Source organism: Streptomyces sp. NBC_01176 (assembly GCF_045039825.1).
Lineage (GTDB): Bacteria > Actinomycetota > Actinomycetes > Streptomycetales > Streptomycetaceae > Streptomyces.
In genome coordinates this window covers 9016317-9034286 of sequence record NZ_CP108600.1, presented here as the reverse complement: position 1 = coordinate 9034286, position 17970 = coordinate 9016317, and the positions used below count along the sequence as shown (strand labels likewise).

Sequence of the window (17970 nt, the reverse complement as noted above, 5' to 3'; positions counted from 1 at the left end):
CCGTTCGGCGCGTCCGCGGACCTCGCCGTGCCCCGTCGTACCGCCCCGGGCGAAGACCTGGACCGGGTGTACTCCGGTACGGGACGGGAAGAAAGCGCTCGCCCTGTATCCGGCCACTGGGGAGGACCACCGCCGATGGCGTCGTCCGAGAAGCCGCTCGACCACCGCTACCAGGACGAGCACCCGATCCGCACCCTCGCCTATCTGTTCCGCGCCGACCGCCGGCACCTCGCCGTGGCGTTCCTGGTCTTCACGGTCAAGCACAGTCCCGTCTGGCTGCTGCCGCTGATCACGGCGTCCGTCATCGACACCGTCGTCCAGCACCGGCCGGTCGGCGGGATCTGGCTCAGCGCCGGCGCCATCCTGGTCATCCTGCTGGTCAACATCCCCCTGCACCTGCTCTACGTACGCCTCCTCCACGGCAGCGTGCGCCGCATGGGCACCGACCTGCGCTCCGCGCTGTGCACCCGGATGCAGCAGCTGTCCATCGGCTATCACTCGCGCGTCAGCGCGGGCGTGCTGCAGGCCAAGGTCATCCGTGACGTGGAGACCGTCGAGCAGATGGTGCAGCAGACCGCCGAGACCGGGCTCGGGGCACTCACCGTGCTCACGGGCGGCATGGTCGTCATCGCCGTCCGCACACCCGAGTTCGTGCCGGTCTTCCTGTGCGTGGTACCGGTCGCGGCGCTGCTCGTGACCAGGCTGCGGACCCGGCTGCGCTCGCACAACGAGCACTTCCGGCTCGAGGTCGAGCAACTGTCGTCCCGGGTGACCGAGATGACCCGGCTCATCCCGGTCACCCGGGCACACGGACTGGAGGGCAAGGCGCTGCGCCGGATGGACGGCACCCTGCGCCAGGTGCTCAGGTCCGGGCTCCGCCTCGACCTCCTCAACGGCCGGTTCGCCTCCCTGGCCTGGGTGTTCCTCAATGTGGTCGGCGTGCTTCTGCTGACCGGCGCCGCCCTGGTGTCGTACTACGGCTACTGGGGGGTCACCGCCGGTGACGTCGTCATGCTCAGCGCCTTCCTGACCACGCTCACCAACTCCACCACGACGCTGGCGAGCCTCGCGCCGGTCATCACCCGCGGTCTGGAGTCCGTGCGCTCGGTCGGAGAGGTGCTCCAGGCTCCCGAACTGGAGGACAACGAGGGCAGGACGGAGGTCACCTCGGTGCGCGGGGCCGTCACCTTCGAGGGTGTGGGCCACGCGTACGACGGGGGCCGGGCGGCCGTGCGGGACTTCACCCTGACCGTCTCCCCCGGCGAGACGATCGCACTCGTCGGCGCGTCGGGTGCCGGGAAGTCCACCGTGCTCAACCTCGTCATCGGCTTCATCCGCCCCACGTCGGGCCGGCTGCTGCTCGACGGGGCCGACATGAACACCCTGGACCTGCGCACCTACCGGCGTTTCGTCTCGGTCGTACCGCAGGAGTCGATCCTGTTCGACGGCACGGTGCGGGAGAACGTGGCGTACGGCATGGACGACGCCGGGGACGCCGCGGTGCGCCGGGCGCTGCGGGACGCCAACGCCCTGGAGTTCGTGGACCGGCTGCCGCAGGGCCTCGACACGGTGGTCGGCGAGCACGGGGCACGGCTGTCCGGAGGGCAGCGGCAGCGGCTCGCCATCGCGCGGGCGCTGATCCGCGACCCCCGGGTGCTCATCCTCGACGAAGCCACCTCGGCGCTGGACACACGGTCGGAAGCCCTGGTCCAGGAGGCGCTGGGCCGACTGTTGCGCGGCCGCACCACGTTCGTCGTGGCGCACCGGCTCTCCACCATCCGGGGTGCCGACCGCATCGTGGTGATGGACGACGGTCTCGTCCGGGAGGTCGGCTCGCACGAGGAACTGCTGCGCCGGGAGGGCGCGTACACGGCCCTGCACAGCGGTCGGCCCGCCTGATCCCCGGGGGAGGAGCGGGCCGCCCGTGGCACTTGTGGGCTACTCCCCCGCGTACGCCTTCTCCAGGGCGGCGATGTCCAGCTTGGACATCCGCAGCATCGCCTGGGTCGTGCGGGCGGCCTTCTCGGGGTCCGGGTCGCCCATCAGGTCGATGAGCCGGGAGGGGACGACCTGCCAGGACAGGCCGTACTTGTCCTTGACCCAGCCGCAGGGTCCGGCCTCGCCGCCGTCGTCGATGAACCTGTTCCAGTAGTGGTCCACCTCTTCCTGGTCGTCGCAGTGGATCTGGAACGAGATCGCCTCGTCGAACGTGAACTGCGGGCCTCCGTTCAGTGCGACGAACCGCTGGCCGTTGGCCACGAACTCGGCCACCAGCACGGAACCGGCCGGCCCCGGGCCGGCCTCGGTGTAGCGGCCGATCCTGCCGAGCCGGGAGTTCTTGAAGATCGATACGTAGTAGTGGGCGGCCTCTTCGGCCTGGCCGTCGAACCACAGACACGTGGTGAATCCCTCGGCGGACATCCGTACCTCCTCGAACGGGGAACATCGGTCGTCTGTGCAGACCGATCGTCGCCGCAAAACTCATCGGCGGCACGCACCGACCGGCCGGCGTACGGAGAACCGTCGGGCGCGCGCCGACGCGTCCCCCGTACGGCGGTGGCGCGGTCGTCCGCGGCCCCGGGAGCGGCGGCGCGCCGGGCGAAATCCAACGGCGTGCTCGGGCGGCCCGGCGTTAGCATGCGCGGACATGACCTCTTCAGACGCCCCCCATATCGAACCGTTCACCGTCGACTTCCCGCAGAGCGACCTCGACGACCTGCATCAGCGCCTCGACCGCATCCGCTGGCCCGACGAACTGCCCGGGGTCGGCTGGGCGTACGGCGTGCCCGGGGAGTATCTGCGGGAGCTCGTACGGTACTGGCGGCACACCTACGACTGGTGGGCGGCGCAGAACCGGCTGAACGCGTGGCCGCAGTTCACGACGGAGATCGACGGCGCGCGGATCCACTTCGCGCACATCCGCTCGCCGGAACCGTCGGCGACCCCCCTGATCATGACGCACGGCTGGCCCGGCTCGATCGTCGAGTTCACCGACGTCGTCGGCCCGTTGACCGATCCGCGCGCGCACGGCGGGGATCCGGCCGACGCGTTCCATCTGGTCGTGCCGAGCATTCCCGGATTCGGACTCTCGGGGCCGACCCGGGAGACCGGCTGGGAGTTCCAGCGGGTGGCCGCCGCGTTCGCGGAGCTGATGACGCGGCTCGGCTACCCGCGGTTCGGCGCCCAGGGCGGCGACTGGGGCGGCGCCATCTCCCGTGAGCTGGGCCGGGCCTTCCCCGAGCGGCTCACCGGCGTCCATCTGAATCTGCTGCCCGGCTCGTCCGCGCACACCGAACCGACCGACGGGGAACTGGCAGCGCTGAGTCCCGAGGAGCGCGAGCGCACCCTGACCTCGTGGCGGCGGACCCAGGAATGGCGCCGGGACGAAGTCGGGTACGCCGAGATCCAGTCGACCCGCCCGCAGACCCTCGGCTACGCGCTCACGGATTCACCGGTCGGCCAACTCGCCTGGATCGTCGAGAAGTTCAGGCAGTGGACGGATGCCGAGGACCGCCCGGAGGAGGCCGTCGACCGGGACCTGATGCTGACGAACGTGATGCTGTACTGGCTCACCGGCACGGCCGGCTCCTCGGCCCGCATCTACTACGAGCGAGCGCACGCGGACTACCAGGGCGCCCAGCCCGGCATCTCGACCGTGCCGACCGCGCTGGCGGTCTTCCCGCACGAGTCCTTCGTACCGCTGCGGCACCTCGCGGAGCGCACGAACAACATCGTGCGGTGGACGGAGTTCGACCGGGGCGGCCATTTCGCCGCGGCCGAGGAACCGGGGCTCCTGGTCGACGACGTCCGGGCCTTCTTCAGGTCGCTGCGCGCCTCTGCCCACAGCGAATCTGCCGGGGGCCGAGAAAGCTGACCCGGGCGGGCCTCCGGTCCGATGGTGGAGAGCGCGGCACCACCTGCCGCACCACCACGAGGAGGAACCGATGACCGCATTCGTCAACGGCCTGCACCCGTCGCGCGCACCGCGCGCCGAGGAGGGCGACACCCCGCCGACGCGCTTCGACGACCATCTGTCGGCGCAGCTGCTCGCGCAGCGGATCGTCCTGCTCGGCACCCAGGTCGACGAGGTCTCCGCGAACCGGGTCTGCGCCCAGCTGCTCGTCCTGTCCGCCGAGGACCCGCGTACCGACATCAGCCTGTACATCAACAGTCCGGGCGGATCGGTGACCGCGGGCCTCGCGATCTACGACACCATGCGGCTGGTCCCGAACGACGTGTCGACGCTCGCCATGGGGTTCGCCGCGAGCATGGGGCAGTTCCTGCTCAGCGTGGGCACGCGCGGCAAGCGCTACGCGCTCCCCAACGCGCGGATCATGATGCACCAGCCGTCGGCGGGCATCGGCGGCACCACCGCCGACATCGAGATCCAGGCACAGAACCTGGAGTTCACGAAGAGCGCGATCGAGCGGATCACCGCGGAGCACACCGGCCAGAGCGTGGAGACGATCTCCCGGGACGGCGACCGCGACCGCTGGTTCACGGCCGAACAGGCCCGGGAGTACGGCATGGTGGACCGGGTGGTGGAGTCGCTCGACGACGTCCGCCCGGCCGCGTCGCGGCGACGGATGGGGCTCTGACATGGGTACGTACACGATTCCGAACGTCGTCGAGCGCACCCCGCAGGGTGAGCGGTCCTACGACGTCTTCAGCCGGCTGCTCTCGGAGCGGATCATCTTCCTCGGCACCGAGATCGACGACGGGGTCGCCAATGTCGTCATCGCCCAACTCCTCCATCTGGAGTCGTCGAGCCCGGAGAGCGAGATCGCGCTCTACATCAACTCGCCCGGTGGTTCGTTCACTTCACTGATGGCGATCTACGACACGATGACGTTCGTCCAGGCGCCCATCTCGACCTTCTGCGTCGGGCAGGCGGCCTCCACCGCCGCGGTGCTGCTGGCCGCGGGCGATCCGGGGCGGCGGTTCGTGCTGGAGCACGCGCGGGTGCTGCTCGGCCAGCCCGCGAGCGGCGGCCGCCAGGGCACCGTCTCGGACCTCGCGCTCCAGGCCAAGGAGATGCTCCGGATCCGCTCCCAGGTCGAGGAGGTCCTGTCCCGGCACACGCACCACGACGTCGCGGCGCTGCGCGCGGACATGGACCGCGACAAGGTCTTCACGGCGCGGGAGGCGGTGGCGTACGGCATGGCCGACGAGGTGCTGAGCCGGCGGCTCGCGGCGGTCTGAGCCGGCCCGCCGCGAGCGTCGTCGCGCGTCAGGCGGCCAGGCACAGGCCGTCGTGGCGCGAGGACGACGGGGTGTGGCGGCGGCCCGGGCGCACCTGGGCCGGACGGGTGAGCTCCTCCTGCGCCCGCGAGAGCAGGTCGGTGAGACCGAGGCCGAGGGCGCGGGCGGCGGCCGCGAGGACTTCGGACGAAGCCTCCTTGCGGCCCCGCTCCAGCTCGGAGAGGTACGGCATCGAGATCCGGGCCGCGTCGGCCACGTCCTTGAGTGTGCGCTCCTGCGCCAGCCGCTCCCGGCGCAGGACGTCACCCACGAGGTCGCGCCACAGCGGCTCCCTGCGTCCGGAGGCGGGAGGCGTCGGCCGGGGCGTGAGGGCCGGAAGGGTCCGCCGCGGCGTGTGGTCCGCGGGGGCGCCGGCCCCCGGCGGCCGACGGGTGGCCTGATCCGGTGCGGTGGCCGGGCGCAGCGGGATGACACGGGCTTCGTTCGACGCGTGGTTGCTCACCCTCCCAGCCTAGGAGTCCCAGGCCGCACGGGAAGGGATCGGCATTCCGCTCTCGGGGGAATCGGACCGTGAGCCCTTAGGGTGGGCGCCTGACCGGTGGAGGTGTGCGACGGTGCTGCGGGACAGGTTCGACGAGGCGGCGGAGCTGTACGACCGGGCCCGCCCCCGCTATCCCGCCGCGCTGGTGGACGAGCTGGCCGGGCGGGTGGGCCTCGGGCCCGGTGTGCGGGTCCTGGAGATCGGGCCGGGCACGGGGCAGCTCACCGTGCCGCTGGCGCGGCTGGGATGCGACGTGACGGCCGTGGAGCTGGGGCCCGCGCTCGCGGCGGTGGCCCGGCGCAACCTCCGCGGCTTCCCCCGGGCGCGGGTGGAGGTGGCGGAGTTCGAGCGGTGGCCACTGCCGCGCGAGCCCTTCGACCTCGTGGTGTGCGCCACGGCGTTCCACTGGCTCGACCCCGCGGTACGGGTGGCCAGGGCTGGGGACGCGCTCGGCCCGGACGGAGTCCTCGCGCTGGTCACCACGCACCATGTCGCGGGCGGCAGCACCGACTTCTTCGCCCAGGCCCAGGCGTGCTACGAGCGCTGGGACCCGGCCACCCCGCCCGGACTGCGGGCGTCGGACGAGGCGGACGTCGCCACGGACACGGCTGAGCTGGAGCGGTGGGGCCGGGTCACCTCGTACCGCTTCGCGCAGGAGATCACCTACTCGACGCGGGAGTACCTCGACGTACTGCTGACCTACTCGGGGCACCGCGCGCTGGACGCGCCCGCGCGCCGGGGTCTGCTGCGGTGCGTGGCGGAACTGGTCGAGACGCGCCACGCGGGGTCGGTCACCAAGCGCTACCTGCACGAACTCCTGCTGACGCGGCGGGAGTCGGACGGGGACGACTGACGGACGCTCACTGGCCGACCTTGCCGTCGATCCGTTCGCGCAGGAAGTCCGCGTGGCCGCTGTGCCGGGCGTACTCCTCGATCATGTGCACCAGGACCTCGCGGAGCCAGATCGGTTCGTCGCCGTTCGCCTCGGTGACGTCGAAGTCGCGGGCCTCGTCGACGAATTGTTCGGCGAAGGCCACCTCGGAGCGCCAGGGGCCCAGGCCTCGGCCACCACGTCGGCATCGGGCACCGCGCCGTCGAAGTCGCCGTTCGGGTCGTCCTCCGACCGGTGGTGCCGGGGCACGTCCTGACCGGCCATCACCCGCCGGAACCACGTCTGTTCGACCCCGGCGTGGTGGCGCACGAGGCCGAGCAGGGAGAGGTTCGACGGCCCGACCGAGCGCCGGGCCATCGCCGCGGCGTCCAGACCGGCGCACTTCATCTCCAACGTCAGCCGCTGGTCGCGGAGATACCCGACGAGGGTGTCCCGCTCCCCGACGAATCCGCCGTCGGTGCGTGGATCGTCGTCGGGGTGGACGAACATGTCCCACCAGCCGAAGCTCCGATCGGGTCGGGTGCTCCCGGACTGTGCAGCGGCGGTATCGGCCATGCCCAAGAGCATCGCCCCGCCGGCCCGGCATCCGTCACCGGATTTCCGGTCCTCGGACTCGGGTCGACTACGCCCGGGGGGAGGGGGTAGCCGACGACGGAAACTCACCGACATTTCGGCCCACCCGTCCGGAGGACACCGTGCTGATGGCCCACCCCGTGGTTCTGCGCAATCTCGTCGAGCAGTACGTCACCCTGCGCACACTCCACGCCGAGAACGGCGGCGCGGAGGTCCGCCGACGCATGGACGACCTGGCCTACACGCTCTGTGTCTCGACCGGTACGAAGGACGTCGACGCCGCACTGGTCGCGGCCCGCCACCGGCTGCCGGGAGCCCGGACCGCCGACGACTCCGTACTGACCGGCTGACCACGGCTCCCCCCGGCGACGCGAACGCGAGGGGGAAGGAGTCGACGCCCTGCGTCCCGAGGGCGTCGACTCCTCCTCGTCCCGGCCGCTCGCGCGAGCGGACCCGTACCCTGAGCACGCGTCAGCGCAGCCACTGGTCCTTCTCCGCGGGCCGGTACAGCGTCACGGCCCGGGTCAGCTTGTCCAGTACCAGTCGGCCGGCCGCGACGCGGGTGACCTCGCCGTCGTACGAGAACTGCGGGTCGCCGTGCAGTGCTTCGAGGCGCAGGCTGCGTACCTGCGCGGTGGTGAGGACCCGGCTGTTGTGCAGGGTGCCGGTCAGCACCGCCAGCAGCAGACGTGTCCTGGCCAGCGGGGTGCCGGCGTCGACGGCGCGGACGTCCAGCAGCCCGTCGTCGAGCTGGGTCCGGTAGGTGGGCGCGAACCCGGCGGGGTGATAGATGCCGTTGCCCGCGAAGAGCAGCCACAGGCGCTTGGGGCGGCCGTTGACGGAGACGTTCACGGGGTTGCCCTTGGCGAGGACACCCGCGAGGCCGACCACGAGCGCCGGCCACTTCCCGATCCGTTCCTCGAGCTTCGCGCGGGCGCCGACCAGCTCGGAGTAGACACCGAGGCTGAAGGTGTTGAGGAACACGTGCTCCGCTCCGCCCGGCGCGCGGGCCCGCCCGAGGTCCGCGACCACCGCCTCACCGGCCTGCACGGCGCCCACCACGTCCTCCAGGGACTGGTTGCCGAGGTCCACGGCGAAGTGGTTGAAGGTGCCGCCGGGGAACACCGCGAGGGGCACGCCGAGCCGGGCGGCGACCTCCGTCGCGGCGTTGATCGTCCCGTCACCGCCGCAGGCGCCGAGCGCGCCGCCCTGCTCCTTCGCGCGGCGGCCGGCCTCCTCCAGGAGTTCCGCGAGGTCCTGTCCCTGGAGGGCCACCGTGATGTCGGCCTTGGGCAGCGCCGCGCGCAGATACTCGCTCGCGTCGGGACTGTCCGCGCTCCACGACAGGCCCGAGGCCGCGTTGACCACGATGTGCAGCCCGGCGCCGCCGGGCAGTGCGGGCGCGGGGCGGCGCGGCGGCGCCGCGGCGGCGGCGGCCTCCGGCTTGACCGGCCACCAGCGGGCGGTCAGGGCGGCGGCACCGGCGCCTATCGCGACCCCCACGGCCACGTCGCCCGGGTGACGGACCTCGGCGCGCATCCGTGCCGCGGTCAGCGCGGCGGCGCCGGGCACCACGAAGAGGCCGTACCGGGGTGCTTCGAGCAGTACTCCCGCCGCGAAGGCGGCCGCGGAGGCGATCCGGCCGGCCGCGTCCAGCGGCTGCGCCTTGCGCACCGCGGGGCGGGCGACGGCGCGGGTCACGGCCGAGGCGATCGCGACGGTGCCGATGCCCCGCAGGGCCGCCCGGCGCGCGGTCCGGTCCCCGGACGCGCCGAGGGCCGCGGCGGCGCCGCCCCACAGAAGGCCGCCCGCCACGGTCCGCCGCCACCCGGAGGGCCCGGCCCGCAGCAGGGACTCCACGTTCGGCAGGCGGGCCGTCCCGGCGCCCGTTCGTCGCCCTGTCCTGCGCCTTCTCATGGGAAGCCCACCCTCGCGTCTCGGCAACTGATCTGCTGGTCGGCAAGGTTGGTGCCGCCCCTGTCCCTGTTCCCCGACTTCGCCCGTTCATGGACGCGCGGGTACGGCGGTGGTCAGGAGCTCTTCGGCAGCTTCACCACGGACACGAAGAAGTCGTCGATCTGCCGGACGGCGGCGATGAACTGGTCGAGGTCGACCGGCTTGGTGACATAGGCGTTGGCGTGCAGTTTGTAGCTGCGCAGGATGTCCTCCTCGGCGGAGGAGGTGGTGAGGACCACGACGGGAATGTGCGCCAGCTCACTGTCCGACTTGATGCGCTCCAGCACCTGGCGCCCGTCGTACTTGGGCAGGTTGAGGTCGAGCAGGATCAGGTCGGGCCGCGGCGCGTCCACGTACTGGTTGACGCGGTACAGGAAGTCGAGGGCCTCCTCGCCGTCCCGTACGACGTGCAGGGCGTTGCGGATCTTGTTGTCCTCGAACGCCTCACGGGTCATGAGCTCGTCGCCGGGATCGTCCTCGACGAGCAGGACCTGGATGGGTTCGACGCGGGTGGTCACGTGCGTACTCCTTCGGGTGGGCGCGCTGGTTCGTCGACCCGAGGATCGGGTTCGGGCCGCGCCATGGGCAGGGTGAAGGACACGTCCGTACCCTCGCCCGCGGCGCCGTCCAGGGTGATGGTGCCACCGTGATGCTCGACGATCTTCCGGCAGACGGCAAGCCCGATCCCCGTGCCGTCGTACTCGTCACGGCCGTGCAGCCGCTGGAAGATGACGAAGACCTTCTCCCTGAACTCGGAGTCGATGCCTATCCCGTTGTCGCGCACCCCCAGCCGCCACTCCCCGTCCGCCGCGTCGCAGTGGACGACGATCTCGGGTACCCGCCCGGGTTCGCGGAACTTCACGGCGTTGCCGATCAGGTTCTGCCAGAGCATCGTCAGGGTGGTCGCGTCGCCCGTCACGGTGGGCAGCGGTCCCTCGCGCACGACACGGGCGTCGGTCTCGTCCAGGGCCACGCTGAGGTTGGCCAGTGCCCGGTCCAGTACGTCGTCGAGCGCGACCGGCACCAGCTTCTCGCCCACGCGGCCGACCCGGGAGAAGGTCAGCAGGTCGTTGATGAGGGTCTGCATGCGCTTGGCCCCGTCGACGGCGAAGTCGATGTACTGCTTGGCGCGGTCGTCCAGTTGGTCGCCGTAGCGCTTCTCCAGGAGCTGGCAGAAGGACGCGACCTTGCGCAGGGGTTCCTGCAGGTCGTGGGAGGCGACGTAGGCGAACTGCTCCAGTTCCGCGTTGGAGCGCTTCAGCTCCAGCGCCTGGGCGTCGAGTTCCGCGGTCCGCTGTTCCAGGAGCGTCTCGCGGGCCATGGAGGCGGAGAGCTCCTCGACGATGCGGCGGCGCATCTCCTCGACGGCCCGTGCCACCGCCTCCAGGTCCCGTGGCCCGTCGAGCCGGATCGTACGCTCGAACGCTCCGCCGCTGACGTCGACCGAGGCCGCTTCCAGGGTCCTCAGCGGCCGTCCGACGATGCGGTGCAGCAGCAGGGTCAGTGCCAGTCCGCTCGCCAGGAAGGCGGCGAGCGTGCCGCCGAAGAAGAGGTTGCGGGACTGCCGGCTTTCCTCCGCCGACGCGCGGGTCCGGTCGCGCAGCTGCCCGAGGTGCGTCTCCATGGTGGAGAGCAGCTTCCGGGTCTCGTCGAACTGGGCCTTGCTGGCCTCCAGTCCGGGCGCGCCGCGACCGCCCGTACGGACCGACTCGATCAGGGGCCTGGCGTAGTCGCGGCGCCAGGTGTCGCCCGCCCGCTGCACCGCGCGCAGGTCAGCCGCGATCCGGGGCTGGCCGGTGAGCAGCGTGCCCAGACGGACGCGCAGTGTGGCCTCGTCGCGCACCCCGGACTCGTAGGGCTCCAGGAAGCTGGTGTCCTTGCTCAGCACGTAGCCGCGTACGCCCGTCTCCTGGTCCACCAGCGAGGTCTCCAGCTGGAAAGCGGTGGAACGGGCGGGCTGGATGAGGTCGGTGAGCAGGTCGGTGCGGTCGTCGGCACGGGCCTGGAGAATTCCACCGGAGACCGCGAAGACGATCACCAGCAGCACGTTGACGGCCAGTACGACGTGGATCCAGCCCTGCACGGTCAGCCGGGCGACTCCGCTGGTCCGGCCCGTCGCGGAGTCGTCGGCGGGCCCGGGGGTCCCTGGGGTACGGGTCACGAGCCGCCGTCCGTCGCCAGGTGCAGGACCGCCACGTCGTCGGCGAGTCCTCCGTGGAACGTGCTCTGCGCCGCGACGTCCTCGACCACCGCGTCGACGAACGGACGGCCGTGCAGGTCCATGTGTTTCCTCGCCACCTCGAGCAGTCCTTCCTCACCCAGCCGCCGGTCCGGTCCCACGACGCCCTCGAAGAGTCCGTCGGTGAACAGCGTCACCGCGCTGATGTCGTGCGCGGGCAGCTCGGTCTCCGGCCAGTACGCCCCGCCCGGGACCAGCCCCAGCGCGGGTCCCACCGGCGGTTCGAACAGTTCGATGCCCTGCGCGGTGCGGACGAGCAGCCCCGGGTGACCGGCACGGATCACGGTCAGCCGGCTGTGGTCCCTGGACAGTCTGAGGATGGTGAGGGTGGCGAAGATGTAGTCCTCGGCGCGCTCGGCCTCGAGGATCTCCTCCAGGAGGCGGACCTGGGGCGGCCCGACGCATCCGGAGAGCACGGCGGCCCGCCAGGCCACGCGCAGACAGACGCCGAGGGCCGCTTCGGCGGCGCCGTGGCCGGAGACGTCCCCGATCACCGCGTGCACCGTGCCGTCCTCGCTCTCCACGACGTCGAAGAAGTCGCCGCCCAGCAGCGCGTGGTCGCGTCCCGGGCTGTAGCGGGAGGCGACCTGGCACCGATCGCCGCGCAGCAGGGGCGTGGGCAGCAGCCCTCGCTCCAGCCGGGCGTTCTCCTGTGCCAGCAGCCTGCTCGCCTGGAGTTCGGCGCTCGACCGCTCCACCTGCTTGCGCTGGAGGGCGTACCGGACCGCCCGGCTCAGCTCCTCCGGGTTCAGGCCGTCCTTGGAGAGGAAGTCCTGGGCGCCTTCCGCCACCGCGGCGAGACCCGCCTCGTTCTCGGCGAGGCCGGTCAGTACCACCACGGCCGCGTCCGGTGAGGCGTCGCGCACCAGCCGCACCGCGCTCAGTCCATGGGTGTCGGGCAGGTGCAGGTCCAGCAGCACGCACACCGCGTGCTTCGATGCCTGCAGAAACGCCCGCGCCTCGGCCAGGGACTTGCACCAGGTGACGTCCATCGGCAGACCGCTGTCGGCCAGTACTTCCCGTACCAGCAGGGCGTCACCGGCATCGTCCTCGACGAGCAGCAGCGCCGCGGTGGCATCCAGGCCCCAGCGGGGGTCGGAGCTCACCTGGCGCGGTACCGCGGTACGTTCATTGATCCGCGGCGTGCGCTCCGCCACGTTCGTCCCCCTTGAGTGACCGACGCCGACCATCGACTGTGGCGAGCCTACTGGCATTCCGCCCCGGTCCATGCCCGGGGCGGTCGACTCGACGGCCCCGCCGCCCCCTGCCGTGCCGTCGGCCCGGGTCCGTCCCCGCTGCGCGGGCGGCCGGGTCAACGGCGCAGGTCGAGCTGTGCCTTGACGCACTTGCCGACCGGAACGCGCCCGACGGTCACCTCCGTCGCCAGCGCGTGAACGATCTCCAGTCCGTGCCGCCCGATGCGCTGCGGATCACGCGGATAGCGCCGGGGCAGGGTGGCGCTGCTGTCGTAGACCGTGACCGTCACGGAGACGTCGGTCCCCTCCAGCTCCAGGATGTAGGGCCCGTGGCTGTGCCGGTCCGCGTTGGTGACCAGCTCGCTCACGACCAGCAGGAGGTCGCCGTCGGCCCGCGCGTCGATCTCGGCACACCACTCCGACCGGAGCTGTTCGAGGAACAGTTCCGCGAAGGCGCGTGCGTCGGCGATGCACCCCGGTTCGCCGGTGTAGTGCGCCGCTCGCCGAAGCGGGTCCACGGGCACGTCGAAGCCAGGCGGTATCACTGCTCCGTCCAAGTGCTCGATCATGTGGTTCTCTCTCGGATGCCGATACGTCCGCGGACCGCGTGTCCGGACGCCGCTGCACAAGAGCGCATACCCAGTGGCGCCCTCCACATTCACCCCGATGTCCACTCGGCTCGCACCGGGCCCGGAGCCGGCGCCGCGAGCCGCCCTCACCCCCTTCGGCACACGATCCCCACACGGTACCGGTGTCATCCGGGCACGGACGGGCAGGGCCACCAGTCGGGGGGCCTGACGGGTCACCGAATCTCCGGTACGAGCAAAGGGTGCGGACGGATGGATGGACAGACCCCCGAAGGCCGGGACGGCGCACCGCCGAGGGGACCGGACGACGCTCCCCCCGGGGAGACGGACGAGCACGGGGGCTTCCGCCGCGGACCGGACACGGACGGGGACGGTGGCGGGGACTCCGTCGAGGAACACCACGAGGCCCGCGAAGGGGTGACTCCCCGGGGACCGGACGAGGGTTTCCTCCCGGGGCCGGACGACCGGCCCCCGCGACTGTCGGCAGCGGACGCCGCGCCTCCTCGGGTACGGGACGACGTGCTGCTCCGCTCGGCCGATCAGCTGGCGGACGTGGCCGAGGTGCTGGTCTCCGTGTCCGCCCGTACGGCGCTCGCCGTCGACAGCCGGCTGTCGCCACCGTTGCTGCGGGCGCTGACCCTGGTCGGCACGTCTCCCGGTCTGAGTCTCGCCGCGCTCGCCGACCGGGCACGGATCAGCCGCTCCCGGGCGAGCCGCGTGTGCGACACCCTGGAGGGGGCGGGACTGCTGACCCGGGCGCCTCTCGCCGCGGACCGCAGGGGCGTCGGCCTGAGCCTGACGCGGCACGGCCGTGCCGTGCTCGACCGTGTGCGCGAGCACCGCAGCGAGTGGATCAGGGACGCCCTGCTGCGGATGCCGGATGCCGACCTGAACGGTCTGCTGGCCGCGTTGCGCTCGCTCGGTCCGTCGCTCGCCCACGGACATCGGGCTCTTCGCCCGCCGCCCGGTCCGTCCCGGTGAGCCGCTCTCAGACCGCATCGTTCTCCAGCGCCTCCGCCACGGTCCGGAAGACCGGCACGACCTCCGAGACCCCGGTCACGCCCAGCACCCGTTCCAGGAACGGGGTGAGCGCGGCGAGTCTGAGCCGGGGACCGAGAACCCCGTAGGCGCGCAGGACGACGTTGATCGTGGTCGAGTCCGCGAAGGTCAGCTCGGCCAGGTCGAGGACCACCGGCCCCTCGGGTGTCCGCGCCGCCGCGTCGAGGGCGGCGCCGAGGCTTCCCACGTTGTCGAGATCGGCCTCCCCGGCGACCGCGATCACGGTTGCCGGGCCGACCTCGCGCGTGGACAGCGAAAGGGCCGCCTGACCTGGACTCCGGCCTGAATGCACAGCGATCCTTCGGGATGTCGTCGGAACGTGCGTGTATAGAGGAATACGCGCACGGGGCAGTACACCGCAGCGCCGCGAGGGAGCTGCGCCAGGTCCCACCGTATCCGATCGTTGTCATTTGACAACAATTGCTGTCAGGCAACAATCTGGTCCCCCTGTGACCCCGAGTCAGGCGTCCCTGGGGGCTGGTCGTCGCGGTGGAGGGACCTCTGATGGAGCTAACCGGTACGCAAAGGAACCTAACCGGTACCGGTCGCGCGCCCCGGCTCCCGGCCGGAGCCGCCGCCCCGCTCGTCGAGCTGGTCCAGCGCGGTCACCCGGAACGCTTCGAGCCCCTCGGTGAGCCGGGCGACGTCCGCCGACGACATCTGCTCCAGGACGGCCCGCACCTCGCGCGCGCGGTGGTCACGGAGTTCGCGCAGCACCTGCTCCCCGAGCGGACTCAGCACGACCTCGACCTCGCGCCTGCTCGTCGTGCTCGGCGCCCTGCGGATCAGCCCGACGGCCTCCATCCGGTCACACAGACGGCTGACCGAGGAGGGGCGCGAGGCCAGTGCGTCGCCGAGCGAGCGAAGATTCATCGAACCGCCCTGCTCGATCACGATCAGGGCCCGTAGCTGTGAGGGCGGCACCGGGCCGGACGGCGCGGCCTCCTGCCCTCGGCCCCACAGAAGTTCGAGAAGTTCCGCGACGGCGTCCAGCGTCTGCGCGGCATCGTCTCGGGACACGGGTGGACGGATCGAGCGCGGCACCGAACCACCTTGTCATCTCCTGAGGGGCTTCGCCAGCCATGACGGCCCACCCGGCCGGTCTCCCCGCCCGGCCCTCCGCACCCACCACACGACCCGCACGAGAACCGCACGAGAAAGCCACCACGACCGTGACCTCTGTGAACGACGTCGACCGAGCCCTGCGCGCGACCCCTCCGCACGCGCTGCTCGACACTCTGCGCACTCTCCTGACGGACGTCTGGGGAGCGACCGGCGCCGATCTGCTCATGGCGGACTACGGACTGACCGTGCTCCAGCCGGTCGAGGCACCCGGCGACCCCTCGCGCGCCGTCTCCCTGCACAACAGCGCCGAGGGCCGGGCGTTCGGGAGCCAGGCACCGCACGAGGAACACCCCCGGCACGGGGAGTACCTGCGGCTCCACCTGCCCGTCACCGCCCGCGGCGAGCGCCTCGGTGTGCTCACGGTGCGGCTGCCGCCGGGGTCCGTGGGCGTCGAGGTGACCGACGAGCTCGCTCAGGTGGCCGAGCTGCTGGGCCACGAGATCGTCGTGGCCGAACGCGACACCGACGTCTACCGGCAGGCGCGCCGGGTCGGCCGGCTGACCCTGGCCGCCGAGATGCAGTGGGAGCTGCTCCCCGGCCGGGCCAGCGCCCGCGAGGAGTTCTCCATCGGCGCGCAGCTGGAGCCCGCGTACGCGGTGCGCGGGGACAACTTCGACTGGTCCTCGGACGCGGACCGGCTCTCCCTCTCCATCCTCAACGGCATGGGGGACGGCATCCACGCCTCCCTGCTGACCCAGCTGGCCGTCGGCTCCCTGCGCAACGCCCGCCGCGCCGACCTCCCGGTGGCCGATCAGGCCAGGCTCGCCGACCAGGCGATCTACGCACAGCACCACGGCGACCAGCACGTCTCGGCGCTGCTCCTGTCGTTCGACCTCGCCACCGGCAGGGTGCTCGCCGTGGACGCCGGCTCGCCCCGGCTGTGGCGCAGACGGGGGACGGCCGTCGAACGGATCGAACTCGAGGCACAGCTGCCGCTCGGCATGTTCGAGGAGTCCGACTATCTGCCGCAGGAGTTCGCCGTCCTGCCCGGCGACCGGCTGCTGGTGGTCAGTGACGGTGTCTACGACGCCCTGTCCCCGCTCGGAGAGGCCTTCGGGGAACGGGCGCTGGCCCGGGCGGTGACCGCCACGGCCCTGCTGCCCGCGGCCGACGTACCGCGTGCCGTCCTCGACGAGCTGGCCGGCTACCGCGTCACCGAGCCGCTGGACGACGCGTTGATCGTCTGTCTCGACTGGTTCGGCAGGCAGCGCCGCGAAGGGAGCGGGCCGCAGACCGGCTGAGCGGGGTCGTCCCCCGCGGCCGGTGGTACGCCTGTCGTCCGGGAGGGAATCCCCGCACGGGGCATTGTCCGGTCCTGCCGGGGCACCCGGTCGGAGCCGAATCCGGTCGACCACGGCCGGCCCGGAAGTCCGGAGGTGGACGATGGTCTGGTGGATGTGGCCGGTCGTCGTGGTCGCGGCCTTGGCGCTGCTGGGCGCGACGGTGGTCTGGGTGCAGAGGAGCAGGCGGTCGGGGACCGTCATCGCCGTGCAGCGTGGGCGTCGGTTCGGGAAGCGGGACGTGCGATGAGCGAGCTGACCGCCGCGCGCAGCCTGGGCGGACGACCGGTGGTCACCCTGGGGGGTGATGTGGTCGCGCAGATCAAGGACACCGTCTTCGACGGGCCGGCGGGGCGCGTCACCGGATTCACGCTCAGCGGCCGGGGTCTGCTGGCGGGACCGCTGAAGCTGAGCCTGCCCTGGAGCGCGGTGCACTCGGTCGGCCACGACGCCGTCATGATCCGCGGCCGCGAGGTCCTCGCCGAACCGGCCACGGTGGTCGCGCGGGGCGAGGCCGCGCACGGCCGGGTGGTGGGCGCCAAGGTGCTCACGGACGCGGGCACCGAGGTCGGCACCGTACTGGACCTCGTCGTGGAGGCGGGCACCAGCGGACGTGTGGTGGGCTTCCGGATCGCCGCCCGCGAGACGCCGAAGTCCGGTTCGGGACGCCGTCGCCGCAAGGTGTTCGTCCCCCGGGGCGAGACCCTCGCCGTGTCCGGGCAGGCGCTCGTCATTCCCGCGGACGCGACCCGTTTCGTCGCCGACGACCTGGCCGGTTTCGCCGCCCAGGTCGACGCGTTCCACGCGACGGGGGAGACACCGTGACGCTGTTCTCCGAGATCAACGGACTGCCGGTCGTCACCCTCGGGGAGGCGACCGAGATCGGTGTCGTCAAGTCGCTCACGATCGACGCCGAGGCCGGGCTGGTCAGCCGGCTGCGGATCGCGCGGGCCCGCGGCCGCAAGGCGACCTCGCTCGCCTGGGACGTGTTGCACGCGGTCGGTCCCGACGCCGTCCTGGTGCGTTCGGAGACCGTGCTGGACACCCCGCCGCCGACGGCTCCGCCGCATCGCGAAGCCCTCGGCGCGCGGGTCCTGACCGAGAGCGGCGACGAACGCGGGACCGTGCGGGACATCGCCTTCGACCCCGCCACCGGGCGGATCGAGGGGATCCACACGACGTCCGGCGAGTTTCCCGGTGAGCTTCTGATCGGGCTCGGGGACTACGCCCTCGTCGTGCGCACGGGCTGAGACCTCTCGACGCACCGGAGATCCGGCGAGGTCGGTGCCGGTGACGGTCCTCGGTGCGGCGCGAACCGGG

General features: G+C 72.0%; 19 protein-coding genes and 1 pseudogene. 10 read left to right on the top strand and 10 right to left on the bottom strand.

Features of this window, described 5'->3' with window-relative positions:
- Positions 1-135: 135 nt before the first annotated feature.
- A complete protein-coding gene (locus tag OG199_RS39320; RefSeq protein WP_401803729.1) occupies positions 136-1899 on the top strand; it encodes an ABC transporter ATP-binding protein in 1764 nt (587 codons plus the stop codon).
- A 39-nt stretch (positions 1900-1938) separates the two neighbouring features.
- Here OG199_RS39320 and OG199_RS39315 read toward each other — a convergent pair whose 3' ends face one another.
- Positions 1939-2421 (bottom strand): VOC family protein, encoded by a 483-nt coding sequence (locus tag OG199_RS39315; protein WP_356800781.1) that lies wholly within the window; start codon positions 2419-2421, stop codon positions 1939-1941.
- A 226-nt stretch (positions 2422-2647) separates the two neighbouring features.
- Here OG199_RS39315 and OG199_RS39310 point away from each other — a divergent pair, with 226 nt between their 5' ends.
- The 3 genes from OG199_RS39310 to OG199_RS39300 all read left to right on the top strand — a co-directional run bounded on the left by OG199_RS39310 (position 2648) and on the right by OG199_RS39300 (position 5202).
- Positions 2648-3874, top strand: coding sequence for an epoxide hydrolase family protein (locus tag OG199_RS39310; RefSeq protein WP_405833642.1), 1227 nt, complete (start codon positions 2648-2650; stop codon positions 3872-3874).
- A gap of 70 nt (positions 3875-3944) precedes the next feature.
- A complete protein-coding gene (locus tag OG199_RS39305) occupies positions 3945-4598 on the top strand; it encodes an ATP-dependent Clp protease proteolytic subunit (RefSeq protein ID WP_401803734.1) in 654 nt (217 codons plus the stop codon).
- Position 4599: 1 nt separating this feature from the next.
- A complete protein-coding gene (locus OG199_RS39300; protein WP_356800778.1) occupies positions 4600-5202 on the top strand; it encodes an ATP-dependent Clp protease proteolytic subunit in 603 nt (200 codons plus the stop codon).
- 28 nt (positions 5203-5230) lie between these two features.
- Here the strand turns inward: OG199_RS39300 and OG199_RS39295 are convergent, their stop codons facing one another.
- The gene (locus OG199_RS39295) at positions 5231-5704 is read right to left on the bottom strand and encodes a helix-turn-helix domain-containing protein (RefSeq protein WP_405833639.1); all 474 of its coding nucleotides are present in this window, start codon (positions 5702-5704) and stop codon (positions 5231-5233) included.
- Positions 5705-5816: 112 nt separating this feature from the next.
- Between OG199_RS39295 and OG199_RS39290 the strand changes: the two genes are divergently transcribed.
- Positions 5817-6596: a class I SAM-dependent methyltransferase gene (locus tag OG199_RS39290; RefSeq protein ID WP_356800776.1), complete on the top strand. Its 780-nt coding sequence runs from the start codon at positions 5817-5819 to the stop codon at positions 6594-6596.
- A 7-nt stretch (positions 6597-6603) separates the two neighbouring features.
- On the opposite strand, the pseudogene OG199_RS39285 reads toward OG199_RS39290, so the two are convergent.
- Positions 6604-7124, bottom strand: a pseudogene (locus OG199_RS39285) (DinB family protein).
- Positions 7125-7330: 206 nt separating this feature from the next.
- Between OG199_RS39285 and OG199_RS39280 the strand changes: the two are divergent.
- Complete coding sequence (locus tag OG199_RS39280; protein WP_356800775.1) at positions 7331-7558, top strand: DUF5133 domain-containing protein; 228 nt, start codon at positions 7331-7333, stop codon at positions 7556-7558.
- 121 nt (positions 7559-7679) lie between these two features.
- Here OG199_RS39280 and OG199_RS39275 read toward each other — a convergent pair whose 3' ends face one another.
- The 5 genes from OG199_RS39275 to OG199_RS39255 form a co-directional block, all read right to left on the bottom strand.
- Entirely contained in the window at positions 7680-9125 is a 1446-nt protein-coding gene (locus tag OG199_RS39275; protein ID WP_356800774.1) for a diacylglycerol kinase family protein, read from the bottom strand.
- 113 nt (positions 9126-9238) lie between these two features.
- The gene (locus tag OG199_RS39270) at positions 9239-9682 is read right to left on the bottom strand and encodes a response regulator (protein ID WP_168526182.1); all 444 of its coding nucleotides are present in this window, start codon (positions 9680-9682) and stop codon (positions 9239-9241) included.
- Positions 9679-11325, bottom strand: a complete 1647-nt coding sequence (locus OG199_RS39265; RefSeq protein ID WP_356800773.1) for an ATP-binding protein — start codon at positions 11323-11325, stop codon at positions 9679-9681. The genes OG199_RS39270 and OG199_RS39265 overlap by 4 nt, the downstream gene beginning before the upstream one ends.
- Positions 11322-12560, bottom strand: coding sequence for a PP2C family protein-serine/threonine phosphatase (locus OG199_RS39260; RefSeq protein WP_405833636.1), 1239 nt, complete (start codon positions 12558-12560; stop codon positions 11322-11324). The genes OG199_RS39265 and OG199_RS39260 overlap by 4 nt, the downstream gene beginning before the upstream one ends.
- 155 nt (positions 12561-12715) lie before the next feature.
- Positions 12716-13168, bottom strand: coding sequence for an ATP-binding protein (locus OG199_RS39255; RefSeq protein WP_148008389.1), 453 nt, complete (start codon positions 13166-13168; stop codon positions 12716-12718).
- A 270-nt stretch (positions 13169-13438) separates the two neighbouring features.
- On the opposite strand from OG199_RS39255, the gene OG199_RS39250 reads away from it, so the two are divergent.
- On the top strand, positions 13439-14167 hold the full coding sequence (locus OG199_RS39250; protein WP_405833634.1) for a MarR family winged helix-turn-helix transcriptional regulator: 729 nt from the start codon (positions 13439-13441) through the stop codon (positions 14165-14167).
- A 7-nt stretch (positions 14168-14174) separates the two neighbouring features.
- Here OG199_RS39250 and OG199_RS39245 read toward each other — a convergent pair whose 3' ends face one another.
- Together OG199_RS39245 and OG199_RS39240 are read right to left on the bottom strand one after the other, a co-directional pair.
- Complete coding sequence (locus tag OG199_RS39245) at positions 14175-14537, bottom strand: STAS domain-containing protein (protein ID WP_356800771.1); 363 nt, start codon at positions 14535-14537, stop codon at positions 14175-14177.
- 239 nt (positions 14538-14776) lie between these two features.
- Positions 14777-15289 carry a MarR family transcriptional regulator gene (locus OG199_RS39240; protein ID WP_356800770.1) on the bottom strand — a complete coding sequence of 171 codons (513 nt, stop codon included), beginning with the start codon at positions 15287-15289 and terminating at the stop codon, positions 14777-14779.
- Between the two features lie 128 nt (positions 15290-15417).
- Between OG199_RS39240 and OG199_RS39235 the strand changes: the two genes are divergently transcribed.
- From OG199_RS39235 to OG199_RS39225, 3 genes are all read left to right on the top strand, one after another.
- Complete coding sequence (locus tag OG199_RS39235; RefSeq protein WP_405833631.1) at positions 15418-16611, top strand: PP2C family protein-serine/threonine phosphatase; 1194 nt, start codon at positions 15418-15420, stop codon at positions 16609-16611.
- A gap of 285 nt (positions 16612-16896) precedes the next feature.
- Complete coding sequence (locus tag OG199_RS39230) at positions 16897-17475, top strand: PRC-barrel domain-containing protein (RefSeq protein WP_401803754.1); 579 nt, start codon at positions 16897-16899, stop codon at positions 17473-17475.
- The gene (locus OG199_RS39225; protein WP_356800766.1) at positions 17472-17900 is read left to right on the top strand and encodes a PRC-barrel domain-containing protein; all 429 of its coding nucleotides are present in this window, start codon (positions 17472-17474) and stop codon (positions 17898-17900) included. Before OG199_RS39230 ends, OG199_RS39225 begins: the two co-directional genes overlap by 4 nt.
- Positions 17901-17970 lie beyond the last annotated feature (70 nt).